This window comes from Thermasporomyces composti, assembly GCF_003386795.1.
Lineage (GTDB): Bacteria > Actinomycetota > Actinomycetes > Propionibacteriales > Actinopolymorphaceae > Thermasporomyces > Thermasporomyces composti.
Window position 1 is genome coordinate 2797852 of sequence record NZ_QTUC01000001.1, and the last position, 14537, is coordinate 2812388.

A 14537-nucleotide genomic window follows, 5' to 3' on the forward strand; every position below is an offset into this window, starting at 1 on the left:
GAACGGGCGGCTCGGCTAGAAGCTCGCGTACAGGTAGGGCGTGGCCGCCGGGAAGAGCGTCCGCAGCGTCTGAGCCGTCGCGGCGTCCATGGTTCCGTAACCGCGGAGGTGAATCTCGGTCGGGTCGAGGACGCCGTACACGAGGGCGGCCAACCCGTGAGAGGTGAGCGTCGCGGTCGGCGTTCCGCCTGAGCGGACCTCCAACGAACCGGTGGAGCCGTCGAACGTCCACGTCCCCGCGACGAACGGGTCGTCGACGACCTCGACCGTGGCGCGGGCCGCGCCGACGCGGAGGCCGGCCAGGCCTGGAACCGAGAGCACGCGTCCCATGGGCGCGGAGTGCAACGGACCCGCCACCTTGGTCTCGTCGGTGTAGCGGATGTCGACGTACCACAGGTCCGGACGCTCGTCCGGCGGCAGCTCGAGGGTGAACGCCGCGTGTTGGTCGTGGTGCCGGGCGAGCCACCGCAGCAGCAGCATGCGGCCCAGCGGACCACGTGTGAGCAGTTGGTGCCCTTCGAAGTCCTTGCCCAGGCCGTGGCTGCGGTAGAGCAGGACGCCGACGACCTCGCCGTCGTGGCGGGCCAAGGCGACCCAGCGGTCGTCCTTGCTCCGGTACCGCGCCATGGCCTCGGGGGAGTACAGCGAGAAGCCGTGCCGCTCGAGCAGCAGGTGCTCGAGCGCCTGGCGGAACTCGTCGAGCGCTTCGCCGATTCGGTGGAGGGTCACCTCGCCGGGGATCGCGTCGGCGCGAAGGAGCCGGTCCAGCCCGTCGGGGAACAGCCGGATGCGGCGAGGCATGGGGAAGCCGACGTAGCCGAACCGCTCGTAGAACGACGGTCGGAACGGGTACAGCGTGCTGACCACGTGCCCGGCGTCCCGCATCGTCTCGTGGAGCTGGGTGAGCAGGGTGCGAATGTGTCCACGCCGTCGCGCCGCGGGGTGGGTCGCCACACCGCTCACCCCCATCATGGGGAGGATCACGCCGCGGACGTTCTGCCGCATGGGGATGCCCACGACCACGGCGGACGGCTCGGCGCCGTCGAAGGCGACGAGCCGTACCTTGTCGTCCTCCTCCTCGGCGGGTGCCGCTGGCTCGTCGCTGGTGGGGACGGTGGGCGTCGTGCCGAAGGCGTACGCCTGCAACGGCTCGACGGTGGTCGCCGCTTCCGCGCGACTGACGCGTCGGATGGTCGGCGGGGTGGGGGCATCTCCCGACGGGGACTCGTCAGCGCCTCCGGCTACACCGGTCGCGTCGAGGTGAGGCTCGATCGTGTCCACGCGTCGACTCTAGGGCCTACCGTCCCCACCTTGCCTGTCGCGGGCGGCGCGGCCGATCCGGCGGCACGCTGCCGATAGCCGGCGACACGCTGCCGATAGTCCGTCGGGGTCAGTCCCACGAGCGCGCGGAAGCGTCGCGCGAAGTACGTGGGGTCGGGCCAGCCCACGAGGGCGCCGACGCGGGCGACCGGAAGGCTCGTCCCCGCCAAGAGCTCGGCCGCCTTCTCGGCGCGCACCCGGGCGAGGTAGGCGATCGGAGGCAGCCCGAGGTGGCGACGGAAGAGACGGGTGAGGTACGCCGGGTCCAGATGGACGAGGGTCGCGGCCTCCTCCAGGGTCCACGGATGCGCTGGAGCGGCCTGGAAGCGTGCCACCACCGTCGACACCGCCGGATGCGGGGGAGTACGCCGCGGCGCCCCGTTGGCCGGCGCACTGTCCGGTGTCCGAGCGAGCCGGCCGAGGACGGTGAGGAGGTGGCCGAGGAGGAGAACGCGCTGGTGGGGCTCGTCGGCCAGGCGTCGTCCCAGGACGTCGATCGCGGTCACTGCTTCGTCGGCGTCCCGGCCACTGATCGACGTCCAGAAGACGCCCTGACGTCCGTTGCCCGCGCTTCCCAAGAGCTCTCGTAGACCGGGGTCGTCGCGCAGCATGGCGAGGTCGGTGCCCAACGCGACAGGCGACAGGCAGGTGTTGGCGACGACGAGTCGGCGACACGACGCGAAGCCATGCCAGGCGCCTGGACGAAGGACGATCACGGTGCCACGACGAAGCGGTATGCGACCTTGTGCGGACACGTGGACGCCCGACCCGCCGCCCACGACGGCGATCTCGACGAAGTCGTGCGCGTGGATCTCGCTGTCGCCGTCGAGCTCGTGGACACCGGCGTGGATGGGGAGGGCCGCCAGCGTGAACAGGTCGTGCTCGCGGTAGACCGGGGCGGGCACGTCGGGCGCGACGCCCATGTCAGGATCGTACGACCGTCGGTCGACATCGCCCTAGCTCCCGGCCGGCCTTGGCCGCGACTCTCGAAGCGTCGAGGCTCGCCCCGCCCAGAGCGGCTCAGCGTCAGGTGGGTCGAGATCGCTGACGCGGAGCCCATCGACGCGGAAGGACAGTCGTTGACGCGGAAGGAGTCGCCATGACGGTGGCAGAGGCAGTCACGTGGCGCCGCGACGTTGACTCATCGGGGACGATCCCGGACGAGCTCGTCGAGGCGTATCGGAGGGACGGGTTCGTCCGCGTCCGCGGAATCCTCGAGCCCGACGAGGTGGAGCGTTTCCGTCAGGCGGCGCAGGCCTACCTGGAGGCGCACCGCGCGGAGGACTACTCACGTCACTCGGTGTTCACCCAGCTGGTGAACGTCTGGCAGCACGACGAGGTGCTCCGGGAGCTGACCCTGCACCCGCGTCTGGCGCGGGTGGCCGAGCAGCTGGCCGGTGTGCGCCTGCGGATCTGGCACGACCACATGCTGGTGAAGGAGCCGCACAACAACGTCGCCACGCACTTCCACCAGGACCGGCCGTACTGGCCGCACACGGGTGAAACGCTGTCGCTGTCGGCGTGGGTGGCGCTCGTCGACGTCCCACCCGAGCGCGGCTGCATGTCGTTCCTGCCGGGCACCCACGGTCTCACCGGGTACCGGCCTCAGGACCTCCACGACGAGGAGGACCTGTTCCGTGTCAACCCGGAGTTGCGTTGGCACCCACGGGTGACGATTCCGCTCCGTGCGGGTGACTGCACCTTCCACTCCAGCTACACCGGCCACATGGCCCTCCCCAATACGACGAGCATGGCCCGGCTGGCGTTCGTGATCGCCTACATGGACGCCGACACCACCTACTCCGGGGCGCCGCACGTCGTGACTGACCCGCTCGGTCTGCGGCCCGGTGATCGGCTCGATGGTGAGGCCTTCCCTCGTCCGCTGGACTGAGCTCCTCACGCGGACGACGTGAGACACGGCAGCGGTCACGCGTGGCGCGCTCCTCCGCTCGGCCACGCGTGACCGCCCGTCGCGAGACCCTGACCGGCGCGCCGCCTCCTTGAGACAATCGGCTCGATGCCGGATCTCATTGCGCTCCTCACCGACTACGGCACCCGCGACGGCTTCGCGGCCGTGTGCCACGGCGTCATCGCCCAGGCCGCGCCGGAAGCCCGGGTGATCGACATCAGCCACGACGTCCCACCCCAAGACGTCCGGCACGGTGCCAGGGTGCTCGCCCGGGTGGTGCCGTACTTCCCGCCCGCGATCTACCTCGCCGTGGTCGACCCAGGGGTTGGGACCGCGCGACGCGGGCTCGCCCTGCGGGCCGGCCACAGTCTCTTGGTCGGACCGGACAACGGCCTGCTCATCCCCGCTGCGCGCGCGCTCGGCGGGGTGACCGAGGCGTACGCGCTCACCAACGTCGCGTTGTGGCTGCCCGACGTCGACCGGACCTTCCACGGTCGGGACGTCTTCGCGCCGGTCGCGGCGTACCTGGCGCGTGGCGGCCCGTTGAAGGAGGTGGGCGAGCCGGTCGACGTCGACAGCCTCGCCCAGCTGCCGACGCCGCTGTGCCAGGTGACGGGTGACGCGGTGACCTGCGAGGTCACCTATGTCGATCGGTACGGCAACGTGCAACTGGCGGGCGGGGAGAGCGAGGTCGAGCTGGTCCGCGACTGGGCCGGGCAGGGCCGGATCGGCGTCGAGGCTGGTGAGGTCCAGGACGACGCGACGGTGGCGTCCACCTTCGGCGACGTCGCCGACGGCGAACTGCTCGTCTACCAGGACTCCGACGGCCGCCTCGCGCTCGCGGTCAACAACGGTGATGCGGCGCGACGGCTGCGCGCGGTGCCGGGCGACCTGGTGACACTGCGGCCGGTGGAGGCGCGCTGACCTCGCGGCGGTTTCCGGGTACTCCGGTCAGCCGGGCTGGTGCGCCGCGCGGAACCGTTCCTGGGAGGCGCGGATCTCCGCCTCGGCTTCCGCCCGACCGACCCAGCGCGCACCCTCGACGGACTTGCCGGGCTCGAGCACCTTGTAGACCTCGAAGAAGTGGCGGATCTCCAAGAGCTGGAACTCCGGCAGGTCCTCGACATCCTGGACGTGGCTCATCCGCACGTCGGTGCTCTGGACGCAGAGCACCTTGTCGTCGGGGCCCTTTTCGTCGCGCATCCGGAACATCCCGATCGCCCGGGCGCGGACCAGGCAGCCGGGGAACGTGGGCTCCTCGAGGAGGACGAGAGCGTCCAGCGGGTCCTCGTCCTGGCCGAGCGTGCCCTCGATGAAGCCGTAGTCGGCCGGGTAGAGCGTGGCGGTGAACAGCGTGCGGTCGAGCCGGATCCGGCCCGTCGCGTGGTCCATCTCGTACTTGTTGCGCTGCCCCTTGGGGATCTCGATCGTGACGTCGACGTCCACGGCCGCCCCTCTCCTCGGCCTACCGCTCCAGTCTGCACCCGAGCGCGTGCCCTGCGTAGCGCGGCCGTTCAGTGACGGAGGAGGGGTGCGGGACGTCCCGCTGGCCCCTTAGGGTCCCGTCTCACCGGGTACGGCTTACTCCGGGGGGATTGACGATGACGCGAGGTCTACGGGGGGACGACGCCTGGACGTCCGATGACCGGAAGGTCGGCTGGACACGAGCGGATGACCGGTCCGCTGGTCACGTTCACGCGAGTCGCCGGAACCCCCGGGACGAGCACCCTCGGGACCACCACGGGGGACGCCGGCCGCCCGGTCACCGGCGCCTCACGAGGCCGCGGCGAGTGCTCAGCAGGCGACGACAAACCGGGCGACGACAAGCCGGAAGGGTGAGCCTCACGGTCGCGCTGGCGCTGCTCGTGGCCTTCGCCGTCGTCGGCCTCGGCGCTGCCGTCGTCCTCACCAACGGGGTCCTGGCGGGAGCCGAGAGAACCGCCAAGGAGCCCGCGGCCACCGCGCCGACGAAGGCGACCTCCCGCCCGACGCCGTCCCCGACCCCCACGGTCGAGCGGTTGGCCGGTCCGGTCCTGCCGGTACGCGACGCGGCCACGCTTCCCACGAAGGAAGGCCTGGCCGCCGCCCTCGGGCCGATCCTCGCCTCACCCGACCTCGGCTCTCATGTCTCGGTGGCCGTTCGCGACGTCGCGACCGGCCGGCTCCTGTACGGCAAGGACCCGCACGGCGCCTACATCCCGGCGTCCACGACGAAGATCCTCACCTGCGTGGCGGCCTTGGCCGCCCTGGGACCCGACCACCGCTTCGAGACCAAGGTCGTCACCGGCAGCGCACCGGACCAGATCGTGCTCGTCGGCGGCGGCGACCCCTTCCTGGCCACCGAGGCGGCGAGGAAGCGGGCCACCGGTTCCAAGGCCTACCCTGTCCCGGCCACGATCGAGCAGCTCGCCGCCGAGACCGCGAAGCAGTTGCGCGTCGCCGGCACCAAGCGGGTGCGGGTCCTCGTCGACGACACCCTCTTCCGCGACCGGTCGAGCCCCACCTGGGAGAGCCAGTACATCCCGACCGGTGTGGTGTCGCCGCTGTCCGCGCTGTGGGTGAACGAGGCGAAGCTGTCGTGGCCGTCCTGGCAGCCGCGGGCCAAGGACCCCGCGCTCAACGCGGCGGACGCCTTCATCGAGGCCTTGCGGGAGGCCGGTATCGCCACCGTGGGCGAGCCGGCCAGGGGACGCGCGCCGGCCCAGGCCCGCGTGATCGCCTCCATTCAGTCGCCGCGACTCGACGCGATCGTGGAGCGGGTGATCCGCATCAGCGACAACGATGGGGCGGAGGTGCTCGCGCACCACGTCGCGCTCGCCGAGGGGAAGCCGGCGACGTTCGAGGGAGCCGCTGCCGCGGTGAAGGCGGTGCTGGGTCGGCTCGGCGTCCGAAGCCTCGAGGAGATCCAGCTCTACGACGGCAGCGGGCTGTCCCGCGACGGTCGGCTCAGCGCCAACGTCCTCACCGAGACCATCGTGGTGGCCGCGAGTCCGGAGCATCCCGAGCTGCGGGCCGTGCTGACCGGTCTTCCGGTGGCTGGGTACGACGGAAGCCTGGAGAAGCGCTTCTACCACGACCCGTCCGACCCCGGGGTCGGCATCGTGCGCGCCAAGACCGGGACCTTGAGCGGTGTGTCGTCGCTCGCCGGAGTCGTCACGACCAGGGACGGCGCCGTCCTGGCTTTCGCCCTCATGACCGACAAGGCCACGACCGGCGACCCGCGCCCACCACTCGACGAGCTCGCAGCGGCGCTCGCGGAGTGCGGCTGCCGCTGACGGGCTGTCGCTCACGGCGCCCTTGGGCCGTCGACCAGCGTGACGGGCCAGGCCTGCGGGGTGGACCTGGCCCGATTCGCCCGGTGCGGCCGATAAGGCCGGGCGCCCGCCTGTTCCCATCGGTCGGAGCACCACCGGTATGACCGCGTACGGTGGGGGCATGAGCGAAACCGCCGCAGCCCAGGGCGGCGACGACGTCATGGTCGACTGGGACGTCGCCCGCGCCACCGCGTTCCGGCTCCTACGACCGGGTCCCGACGTCACCGTGGAGGAGGCCCGCGAAGCAGTCGCCGAGCTCCGGGAGTTCGCCACGAAGGCGGAGGAGCACGTCCGGGCCTACACCGGTCTGCACGCCGCCGGCGGACGGGCCCCTGTCCTCGTCGTCGACCGGAAGGGCTGGGTCCAGGCCAACCTGGACGCCTTCCGCGGGGTGTTGCGTCCGCTGACGACCAAGCTCGCGGCCAAGCGTGGGGCCCCCGTCTCGTCCCCGCTGGCGAGTGTCGGTCCTCGGCTCACCGGGGTGGAGGCCGGTGCGCTCCTGGCGTTCCTGTCCACCAAGGTGCTGGGACAGTTCGATCCGTTCTGGGCGGACGCCGCCTCGGTACCGAGTCCGCGGACGAGCGCGGAGCTGGACGGCGGGTCGGCCGGTGAGCCGGGCCCGTCCGTGAACGGCCCTGGCGCGGTGGGTCGGTTGCTCCTCGTGGCCCCCAACGTCGTCCACGTGGAGCGTGAGCTGGAGGTCAATCCCCGGGACTTCCGGCTGTGGGTGTGCCTTCACGAGGAGACCCACCGAGTGCAGTTCACCGCTGTCCCCTGGTTGCGGGACCACCTGCGCGGTGAGATCGAGAGCTTCCTGAACCACACCGACCTCGACCCGACGGTCATGCTGTCCCAGCTCCGCCAGGTGGTGGAGCAGGTCGGCCGCATCGGTCGCGGCGACGAGGAGGTGTCGATTCTCGACCTGCTGCAGACGCCTGCCCAGCGGGAGATCCTCGACCGGCTCACCGCCGTGATGTCCTTGCTCGAGGGACACGCCGACGTCGTCATGGACGGCGTGGGTCCTGAAGTGGTCCCGAGCGTCGCGACCATCCGGGAGCGCTTCCAGCGGCGCCGCGGCGGCGGATCCTGGCTCGACCAGTTCCTCAAGCGGATCCTGGGGTTGGACGCCAAGCTGCGCCAGTACCGCGACGGTGCGGCCTTCGTGCGAGCGGTGGTCGCCGACGTCGGCCAGGAGGGGTTCAATCAGGTCTGGGCCTCGCCCGACCATCTGCCGACACGGGGCGAGATCACCAACCCGCGCGCCTGGGTGCGCCGGGTGCACGGCTAGGCCGGGTGCGCGGCTAGGAGGTCCGGCGAGGGGGTGTGACGGAGCTGGGACCACATCCCGCGGTGGCGGCGGTCCGGGCCGCGGTCCGGGCCGCGCTGGCTGACTTGGAACCTGGTGACCGGGTCCTCGTCGCCTGCTCCGGGGGCGCCGACTCGACGGCGCTCGCGGCCGCGACCGCCTTCGAGGCCAGGCGGCGCGGATGGCAGGCCGGCGGCATCACCGTCGACCACGGTCTCCAGCCCGGCTCGGCCGAGCACGCGGAGCGAGTCGCCGCGCTGCTGCGCGAGCTGGGCCTGTCGCCGGTCGAGATCGCGACGGTCTCGGTGAGCGGGGCCGGCGGGCCTGAGGCCGCCGCGCGCCGGGCGCGGTACGCCGCGCTCGACGCCGCGGCGAGTCGCCACGCCGCGCGGACGATCCTGCTCGGACACACCCGCGACGACCAGGCCGAGACGGTCCTGCTGGGCCTGGCCCGCGGCTCGGGCGCCCGTTCCCTCGCGGGCATGCCCGCCCAGTCCGCCGACGGGCGGTATCGCCGTCCTCTGCTCACCTTGGACCGGTCGGTCACCCGGGAGGCCTGTGCCGCGGCGGGCCTGCCGGTCTGGGAGGACCCGCACAACGACGACCCCACCTATACGCGGGTCCGGGTTCGCCAGCGCGTTCTCCCGGTGCTCGAACGGGAGCTCGGCCCGGGCGTCGCGGCGGCGCTGGCGCGGACGGCCGACCTGTTGCGGGCCGACGCGGATGCGCTCGACCTCTGGGCCGACCAGGCGTACGCCGAGTGCGTCGTCGGCCCGGAGTCCGACAGCACCCGGGTCGTCCTCGAGGTGGCCCGGCTCGCATCCCTCCCCGCCGCTGTGCGTCGCCGCGTGCTGCGTCGGGCGGCACGACGGGCCGGCAGCCCCGCGACCGACCTGTTCGCCTACCACGTCACGGCGGTCGAGGCGCTCGTCACCGACTGGCGTGGCCAGGCGTGGATCGACCTGCCAGGCCGAGTCCGAGTGGGCCGGCGCGAGGGCAGGCTGTGGTTCGTCCGGACGGCGACGGCCGCCGACGACGCGAGCAAGGACCAGGTCATGAGCGCCCGCGTGACCGATGGCCGGGTGACCGGGAACGGCGAGGCCTCCGGGGATGGCGTCGGTGCTTCGCCGCCCCACTCGCGGTGACCCCCGAGCGGTGACCCCCGATTGGTGATAGAGCCTTCCAGCGACGTCGCCTTCGAGGCGGTCGGGTAGCCGGGCGGGGGCTCGCTCGGCAGGGTGGGCGAACGCGTCCACGTCGCTTGTGGCACGCTTGGAGCCGTTCCTCCCCGAGACGTCGGGTCAGGAACGACTCTGCCGTCGGGCCCGTGGTCGGCCTTTGCCGCAGATGGTGAGCCGTGGTCTCCTCGCCGACTGGCCGCCGTCGTCGCCAGGGTCCGGTCGCCTGTCCTGCCCACCCGAGACACGCTGGAGCGTCGGTGAATCCCGACCAGATCAGCCACGACCTGAAGAGCATCCTCCTCACCGAGGAGCAGATCCAGGCGAAGATCCGCGAGCTCGCGGCCGAGGTCGAGAAGGACTACGAAGGGCGCGACCTGCTCCTGGTCGGCGTCCTCAAGGGCGCGATCATGGTCATGGCGGACTTCGCCCGCGCCCTGAACCGCCACGTCGAGATGGACTGGGTCGCGTACTCCTCCTACGGCTCAGGGACGCGGTCGTCCGGTGTCGTCCGCATCCTCAAAGACCTCGACACCGACATCACCGACCGTCACGTCCTCATCGTGGAGGACATCGTCGACACCGGCCTGACCCTGTCGTGGCTGGTGGCCAACCTCCGCTCGCGCGGTCCGGCGTCGGTCGAGATCTGCACGTTGCTCCGTAAGCCCGAAGCCACGCGCATGTCCGTGCCGGTGAAGTACGTCGGGTTCGACATCCCGGACGAGTTCGTGGTCGGATATGGCCTTGATTACGCCGAGAAGTACCGCAACCTACGGTGTGTGGGCACGCTCGCGCCGCACGTCTACCAGACGTCGGGCTGAGCCACGGTCCTCTCGCCCGCTCTGGGGGCATCCGGGCGACTCCGTCCGCGGGAACACCGCGGTCGGGCCGCGTCGTTCCGTCATTGAGAGACGTGGGCTCGAGGCACGCCGCTGCCGCACCGGCCGGACGTCCGGTGTACCGTCGTAATCTCCCCACGTCGTGGGGAGAGAGCGGCACGGTGATCGCTCGAGCAACCGAAGTTGTCCTGGTGAGCCGTAACGCCTGTGGCTGGCGATGGCGGGGTGGATGAGCAGGAGGGACGGGGCCGAAGTCCCGGGAGCATGGACCTGAAGCGCTTCTTCCGTGGGCCGATCTTCTGGATCGCCGTACTCATCATCATGATCCTGCTCGTCAGCGAGGCGGTGACGAGGTCCGGCGGATTCCAGCCCACCGACACCTACAAGGTGGTCAACCACATCCGCAACGACCAGGTCGCCTCGGCCGTCATCGTCGGTGGCACCGAGCAGGAGATCCGGATCACCACCAAGGACGGGCAGAAGCTGTCGGCTGCCTGGGTCGACGGGCAGGACCTGGAGCTGCAGCGCATGCTCCAGGCCAAGGTGAACCAAGGCAAGCTGCCCGAGGGCTACAACGTGGAGATCGCCCAGCCCAGCCTGCTGGGGTCCATCATCTCCACACTTTTGCCGTTCGTCCTGATCGGTCTGCTGTTCCTCTTCCTCATCAACCAGTTCCAGGGCGGCGGCGGCCGAGTGATGAACTTCGGCAAGTCCAAGGCGAAGCTCATCACCAAGGACACCCCCAAGACGACGTTCGCTGACGTCGCCGGCTGCGACGAGGCCGTCGAGGAACTGCAGGAGATCAAGGAGTTCCTCCAGGAGCCCGCGAAGTTCCAGGCGGTCGGCGCCAAGATCCCCAAGGGCGTGCTCCTGTACGGCCCGCCGGGCACCGGTAAGACCCTGCTGGCACGCGCCGTGGCGGGTGAGGCCGGCGTCCCCTTCTACTCGATCTCCGGCTCCGACTTCGTCGAGATGTTCGTCGGCGTCGGCGCCTCGCGGGTGCGCGACCTGTTCGAGCAGGCCAAGGCGAACGCCCCCGCCATCGTCTTCATCGACGAGATCGACGCCGTGGGTCGGCACCGTGGCGCGGGCCTCGGTGGCGGTCACGACGAGCGGGAGCAGACCCTCAACCAGCTGCTGGTCGAGATGGACGGCTTCGACGTGCGCGGTGGGGTCATCCTCATCGCCGCCACCAACCGGCCGGACATCCTCGACCCCGCGCTGCTGCGCCCGGGCCGGTTCGACCGGCAGATCAGCGTCGAGGCGCCTGACCTCCTCGGCCGGTACAAGATCCTCCAGGTCCACGCGCGCGGCAAGCCGGTCGCGGAGGGCGTCGACCTCATGGCGGTCGCCCGCCGAACGCCCGGCTTCAGCGGCGCCGACTTGGCGAACGTGCTCAACGAGGCGGCGCTGCTCACCGCCCGACAGAACAAGAAGCTCATCGACAACGACGCGCTCGACGAGGCGATCGACCGGGTCATCGCCGGGCCGCAGAAGCGCACGCGGCTGATGAGCGACAAGGAGAAGAAGATCACCGCCTACCACGAGGCCGGTCACGCCCTCGTCGCCGCGGCGCTGCCCAATACCGACCCGGTGCACAAGGTCACGATCCTGCCGCGTGGTCGTGCTCTCGGCTACACGATGGTCCTCCCGGACGAGGACAAGTACTCCACCACCCGGTCGGAGATGCTCGACAAGCTCGCCTACATGATGGGCGGTCGGGCGGCCGAGGAGCTGGTCTTCCACGACCCGACCACCGGGGCGGCCAACGACATCGAGAAGGCCACCGCCCTGGCTCGAGCCATGGTCACCCAGTACGGCATGACGGAACGGTTGGGCGCGATCCGCTTCGGTGAGAACAGCGGCGAGCCCTTCCTGGGCCGTGACCTCGGCCACCAGCGCAACTACTCCGAAGAAGTCGCCGCGATCGTCGACGAAGAGGTCCGCCGCCTGGTCGACAACGCCCACCAGGAGGCGTTCGACATCCTGGTCGAGAACCGCGACGTCCTGGACAACCTCGTCCTCGAGCTGCTCGAGCACGAGACGCTGGACAAGCAGGAGGTCGAGCGGATCTTCGCGCCGATCCGGCGTCGGCCGCCGCGGCCGGCGTGGACCGGCTCGCCGACTCGGCGGCCGTCGGAGATCCCGCCGGTGGAGATGCCGAAGACGGCGATCTCGCCGAACGGCCGGGGCACCGAGGGGTTGGTGATCGCGCCGGCTCCCGAGGGCGAGTCGGACGTCCAGGAGGGCCGCTCCCAGCAAGGGCCCGCGCCAGGCACCACCCCAGGAGCCTAGGACGGTACGAAGAACAGATGTCCTGCGACGGTGACACCCACCGGGAGGGCCAGGTCTCGAACGGCTCCGTCCACGTGGACGACGTCGACGAGGCGTTGACGTCGGGATCGGCCGACCTGTTCGAGGCCACCCAGGCACGCCCGTACGACTCTGAACGCGTCGAGCGGGCGATCCGTGAGCTGCTCTATGCCATCGGAGAGGACCCGGATCGGCCCGGCTTGAAGGACACGCCCGCCCGGGTCGCCAGGGCGTACGCCGAGATGTTCGCCGGGCTCCGGATGAGCCCGGAAGCGGTGCTGTCCACCACTTTCGATCTCGGCCACGACGAGATGGTGCTCGTCAAGGACATCGAGGTCTGGTCGGTTTGCGAGCACCACCTGGTGCCCTTCACCGGCGCTGCTCACATCGGATACATCCCGAACACCGAGGGCCAGATCACCGGGCTGTCCAAGCTCGCGCGGCTGGTGGACGTCTTCGCCAAGCGGCCCCAGGTGCAGGAGCGGCTGACGACGCAGATCGCCGACGCGCTGGTGCGCATCCTCAAGCCGCGCGGTGTCATCGTCGTCGTTGAGTGCGAGCACTTGTGCATGACCATGCGCGGGGTCCGGAAGCCGGGAGCCAAGACCGTGACCTCCGCTGTTCGTGGTCAGCTGCGCGACCCGGCCACGCGTGCCGAGGCGATGAGCCTCATCATCGGCGCCTGAGTCGTCCGGAGCGCCTGGGCTCGGAGGGGCAGCCGCTGGGATCCGGGGGAAGGCCTCGAGCTTCTGGTCCGGAGAAGGCGTTCGGGTCCGAAGACCACAGCGCCGTGGCGACCAGGAGGCCACCACGGCGTCGTGACGAGGACTGAGTGGACGAAAGGACGGATGCGAAGGAAGACGACGTCAGGTTGTCACGGGGTCAGAGTCCGACCGGCACGTCTGCCATGTGAACCCAGAGTTGACGCTGGTGCACGTAGGTGCGCTCCGGCAGCTGCTCCAGAAGCGCGATGACTTCGGGACGGGCGCCTTGCGCGCGGGCTGTCGCGACCAACGTCTGGCGGGTCGCCGGTCCGTTGGCGAAGGCGTCGTCGAGAACGTCAAGGATTTCCACTCGGGTGACGGGCTTGGGGGACGCGACATCGTGGGCGGGGGTTGGAGCGATGTCGGCGGCAGCGGGGCCCATGACACTCCTTTCTGTGCGAGGCCGACGGTCTCTCCGGCGGCCGGTCGAGGGCTGATGACCCATCCCCACAGGTTCAACGGTTCACCAGTCAGCAGGCTACGGCCAGTAACGGCACATTCGCCGGCACTCTGGGAAAACTGTGGGCGAGAATTCGCCGAACGTATGAGGTCGCCCCTGTGCGCCGCCCAGCCGTGGTGCCGGGGCACGCGCTCGACCGTCGGGAGCTGCGTCGTTTCGGGGTGAATCCACTACCGGAGCGCCGAGAGCAGGAGCGGAAGCGACCGTTTGAACTCCCGCTCCCAGTAGGGCCAGGAGTGGGTTCCGGCCCCGTAGAAGTTCGTCACCAGACGCTTCGCGCCCAGGTCCCGTAGCCGCTGGGCCAGCAGCAGGTTCTCCTGCTCCAGGAGCGTCTCCAGGGCGCTGGTCCGGTCAGGTGGGTCGAGTGGGCCCGCGTCGCCGTTGCCGCAGGAGAGGTAGACCGGGATGGTCCGGAGCCGCGTGGCGAGGTCGACCGGGTTGTGGGCGGCCCAGACATGGGCCTGAGCGATCGGATCGCCCCAGAGAGCCAGCGGGTCGTCGACGTATCGGCTGGCGATGTCGAGAACGAGGTCAGAGGCGCCGGGGGTGTGGACTGTGTCCACGACGCCGCTGTAGGACGCCGCGGCGCGGAACATGCCCGGGTGGCGAGCGGCGTACGACAGGGCTCCGAACCCGCCCATCGACAAGCCGGCGACGACACGACGGTGGCTGGCGCCGTAGTGACGCTCCACGATCGAGCGCACCTCGCGGAGGTGGAAGGTCTCCCACGCCGGCGGGCCGCCGTGCCCGTCGTTCCACCAGTCGCTGTAGAAGCCGGCGTTACCCGCCTCTGGCATGACGACGAGGACGTCTCGCAACGCGGGGATCGAGGTGATGTCCGCCAGGGTGGTCCAGCTGGTGTAGTCGCCGCAGCAGCCGTGCAGCAGGTAGAGGACGGGCCAGCGCTGGCCAGGTCGGCGTTCCCGCCAGCCGTCTGGGATCAGCAGCCGGACCTTGGCCGTGGTGCCGAGGGCGGGGGACTGGATGGTGAGGTCGAGCTGGCGAGACGCGACCCATTCCTCCGCCACCACGCGGGCACGGCCCACGCGGGACGCGTCGGCCGGCTCGCCGCTCGGCGGCGTGGCCGCACGGGCGGGCTGCGTCACGCCCAGCAGGCCGGCGATGAGCAGGAGG

The 14537-nt window shown here is 70.7% G+C and carries 13 protein-coding genes; 8 read left to right on the plus strand and 5 right to left on the minus strand.

From position 1 onward, the window contains the following. Positions 1-15: 15 nt before the first annotated feature. Together DFJ64_RS12125 and DFJ64_RS12130 are read right to left on the minus strand one after the other, a co-directional pair. A complete protein-coding gene (locus tag DFJ64_RS12125; RefSeq protein WP_211310593.1) occupies positions 16-1281 on the minus strand; it encodes a GNAT family N-acetyltransferase in 1266 nt (421 codons plus the stop codon). Then, positions 1242-2243 carry a helix-turn-helix domain-containing protein gene (locus DFJ64_RS12130; protein ID WP_115850553.1) on the minus strand — a complete coding sequence of 334 codons (1002 nt, stop codon included), beginning with the start codon at positions 2241-2243 and terminating at the stop codon, positions 1242-1244. Before DFJ64_RS12130 ends, DFJ64_RS12125 begins: the two co-directional genes overlap by 40 nt. A 176-nt stretch (positions 2244-2419) precedes the next feature. Between DFJ64_RS12130 and DFJ64_RS12135 the strand changes: the two genes are divergently transcribed. Together DFJ64_RS12135 and DFJ64_RS12140 are read left to right on the plus strand one after the other, a co-directional pair. Continuing rightward, on the plus strand, positions 2420-3211 hold the full coding sequence (locus DFJ64_RS12135) for a phytanoyl-CoA dioxygenase family protein (RefSeq protein WP_115850554.1): 792 nt from the start codon (positions 2420-2422) through the stop codon (positions 3209-3211). Between the two features lie 126 nt (positions 3212-3337). Next, on the plus strand, positions 3338-4153 hold the full coding sequence (locus tag DFJ64_RS12140; RefSeq protein ID WP_115850555.1) for an SAM hydrolase/SAM-dependent halogenase family protein: 816 nt from the start codon (positions 3338-3340) through the stop codon (positions 4151-4153). Between the two features lie 27 nt (positions 4154-4180). Here DFJ64_RS12140 and DFJ64_RS12145 read toward each other — a convergent pair whose 3' ends face one another. Next, positions 4181-4675 carry an inorganic diphosphatase gene (locus DFJ64_RS12145; RefSeq protein ID WP_115850556.1) on the minus strand — a complete coding sequence of 165 codons (495 nt, stop codon included), beginning with the start codon at positions 4673-4675 and terminating at the stop codon, positions 4181-4183. A gap of 389 nt (positions 4676-5064) precedes the next feature. Between DFJ64_RS12145 and dacB the strand changes: the two genes are divergently transcribed. The 6 genes from dacB (at position 5065) to folE (ending at position 12865) form a co-directional block, all read left to right on the plus strand. Next, positions 5065-6504, plus strand: coding sequence for a D-alanyl-D-alanine carboxypeptidase/D-alanyl-D-alanine endopeptidase (gene dacB, locus DFJ64_RS12150; RefSeq protein WP_170152597.1), 1440 nt, complete (start codon positions 5065-5067; stop codon positions 6502-6504). 160 nt (positions 6505-6664) lie between these two features. After that, positions 6665-7831 carry a zinc-dependent metalloprotease gene (locus tag DFJ64_RS12155; protein WP_245941090.1) on the plus strand — a complete coding sequence of 389 codons (1167 nt, stop codon included), beginning with the start codon at positions 6665-6667 and terminating at the stop codon, positions 7829-7831. A gap of 35 nt (positions 7832-7866) precedes the next feature. After that, the gene (gene tilS / locus DFJ64_RS12160; protein ID WP_342768129.1) at positions 7867-8994 is read left to right on the plus strand and encodes a tRNA lysidine(34) synthetase TilS; all 1128 of its coding nucleotides are present in this window, start codon (positions 7867-7869) and stop codon (positions 8992-8994) included. A 293-nt stretch (positions 8995-9287) separates the two neighbouring features. After that, on the plus strand, positions 9288-9848 hold the full coding sequence (gene hpt / locus DFJ64_RS12165) for a hypoxanthine phosphoribosyltransferase (RefSeq protein ID WP_115850559.1): 561 nt from the start codon (positions 9288-9290) through the stop codon (positions 9846-9848). 282 nt (positions 9849-10130) lie between these two features. After that, complete coding sequence (gene ftsH / locus DFJ64_RS12170; RefSeq protein ID WP_115850560.1) at positions 10131-12161, plus strand: ATP-dependent zinc metalloprotease FtsH; 2031 nt, start codon at positions 10131-10133, stop codon at positions 12159-12161. Between the two features lie 17 nt (positions 12162-12178). Next, on the plus strand, positions 12179-12865 hold the full coding sequence (gene folE, locus DFJ64_RS12175) for a GTP cyclohydrolase I FolE (protein ID WP_115850561.1): 687 nt from the start codon (positions 12179-12181) through the stop codon (positions 12863-12865). Between the two features lie 196 nt (positions 12866-13061). Here the strand turns inward: folE and DFJ64_RS12180 are convergent, their stop codons facing one another. Continuing rightward, positions 13062-13325 (minus strand): DUF2795 domain-containing protein, encoded by a 264-nt coding sequence (locus DFJ64_RS12180; protein WP_115850562.1) that lies wholly within the window; start codon positions 13323-13325, stop codon positions 13062-13064. A gap of 248 nt (positions 13326-13573) precedes the next feature. After that, positions 13574-14509, minus strand: coding sequence for an alpha/beta hydrolase (locus DFJ64_RS12185; protein ID WP_245941091.1), 936 nt, complete (start codon positions 14507-14509; stop codon positions 13574-13576). Positions 14510-14537 lie beyond the last annotated feature (28 nt).

Coding starts and splice junctions, on each gene's coding strand:
- DFJ64_RS12130 (WP_115850553.1), bottom strand. CDS start 2,243: ATGGGCGTCGCGCCCGACGTGCCCGCCCCGGTCTACCGCGAGCACGAC.
- DFJ64_RS12135 (WP_115850554.1), top strand. CDS start 2,420: ATGACGGTGGCAGAGGCAGTCACGTGGCGCCGCGACGTTGACTCATCG.
- DFJ64_RS12140 (WP_115850555.1), top strand. CDS start 3,338: ATGCCGGATCTCATTGCGCTCCTCACCGACTACGGCACCCGCGACGGC.
- DFJ64_RS12155 (WP_245941090.1), top strand. CDS start 6,665: ATGAGCGAAACCGCCGCAGCCCAGGGCGGCGACGACGTCATGGTCGAC.
- ftsH (WP_115850560.1), top strand. CDS start 10,131: ATGGACCTGAAGCGCTTCTTCCGTGGGCCGATCTTCTGGATCGCCGTA.
- folE (WP_115850561.1), top strand. CDS start 12,179: ATGTCCTGCGACGGTGACACCCACCGGGAGGGCCAGGTCTCGAACGGC.
- DFJ64_RS12180 (WP_115850562.1), bottom strand. CDS start 13,325: ATGGGCCCCGCTGCCGCCGACATCGCTCCAACCCCCGCCCACGATGTC.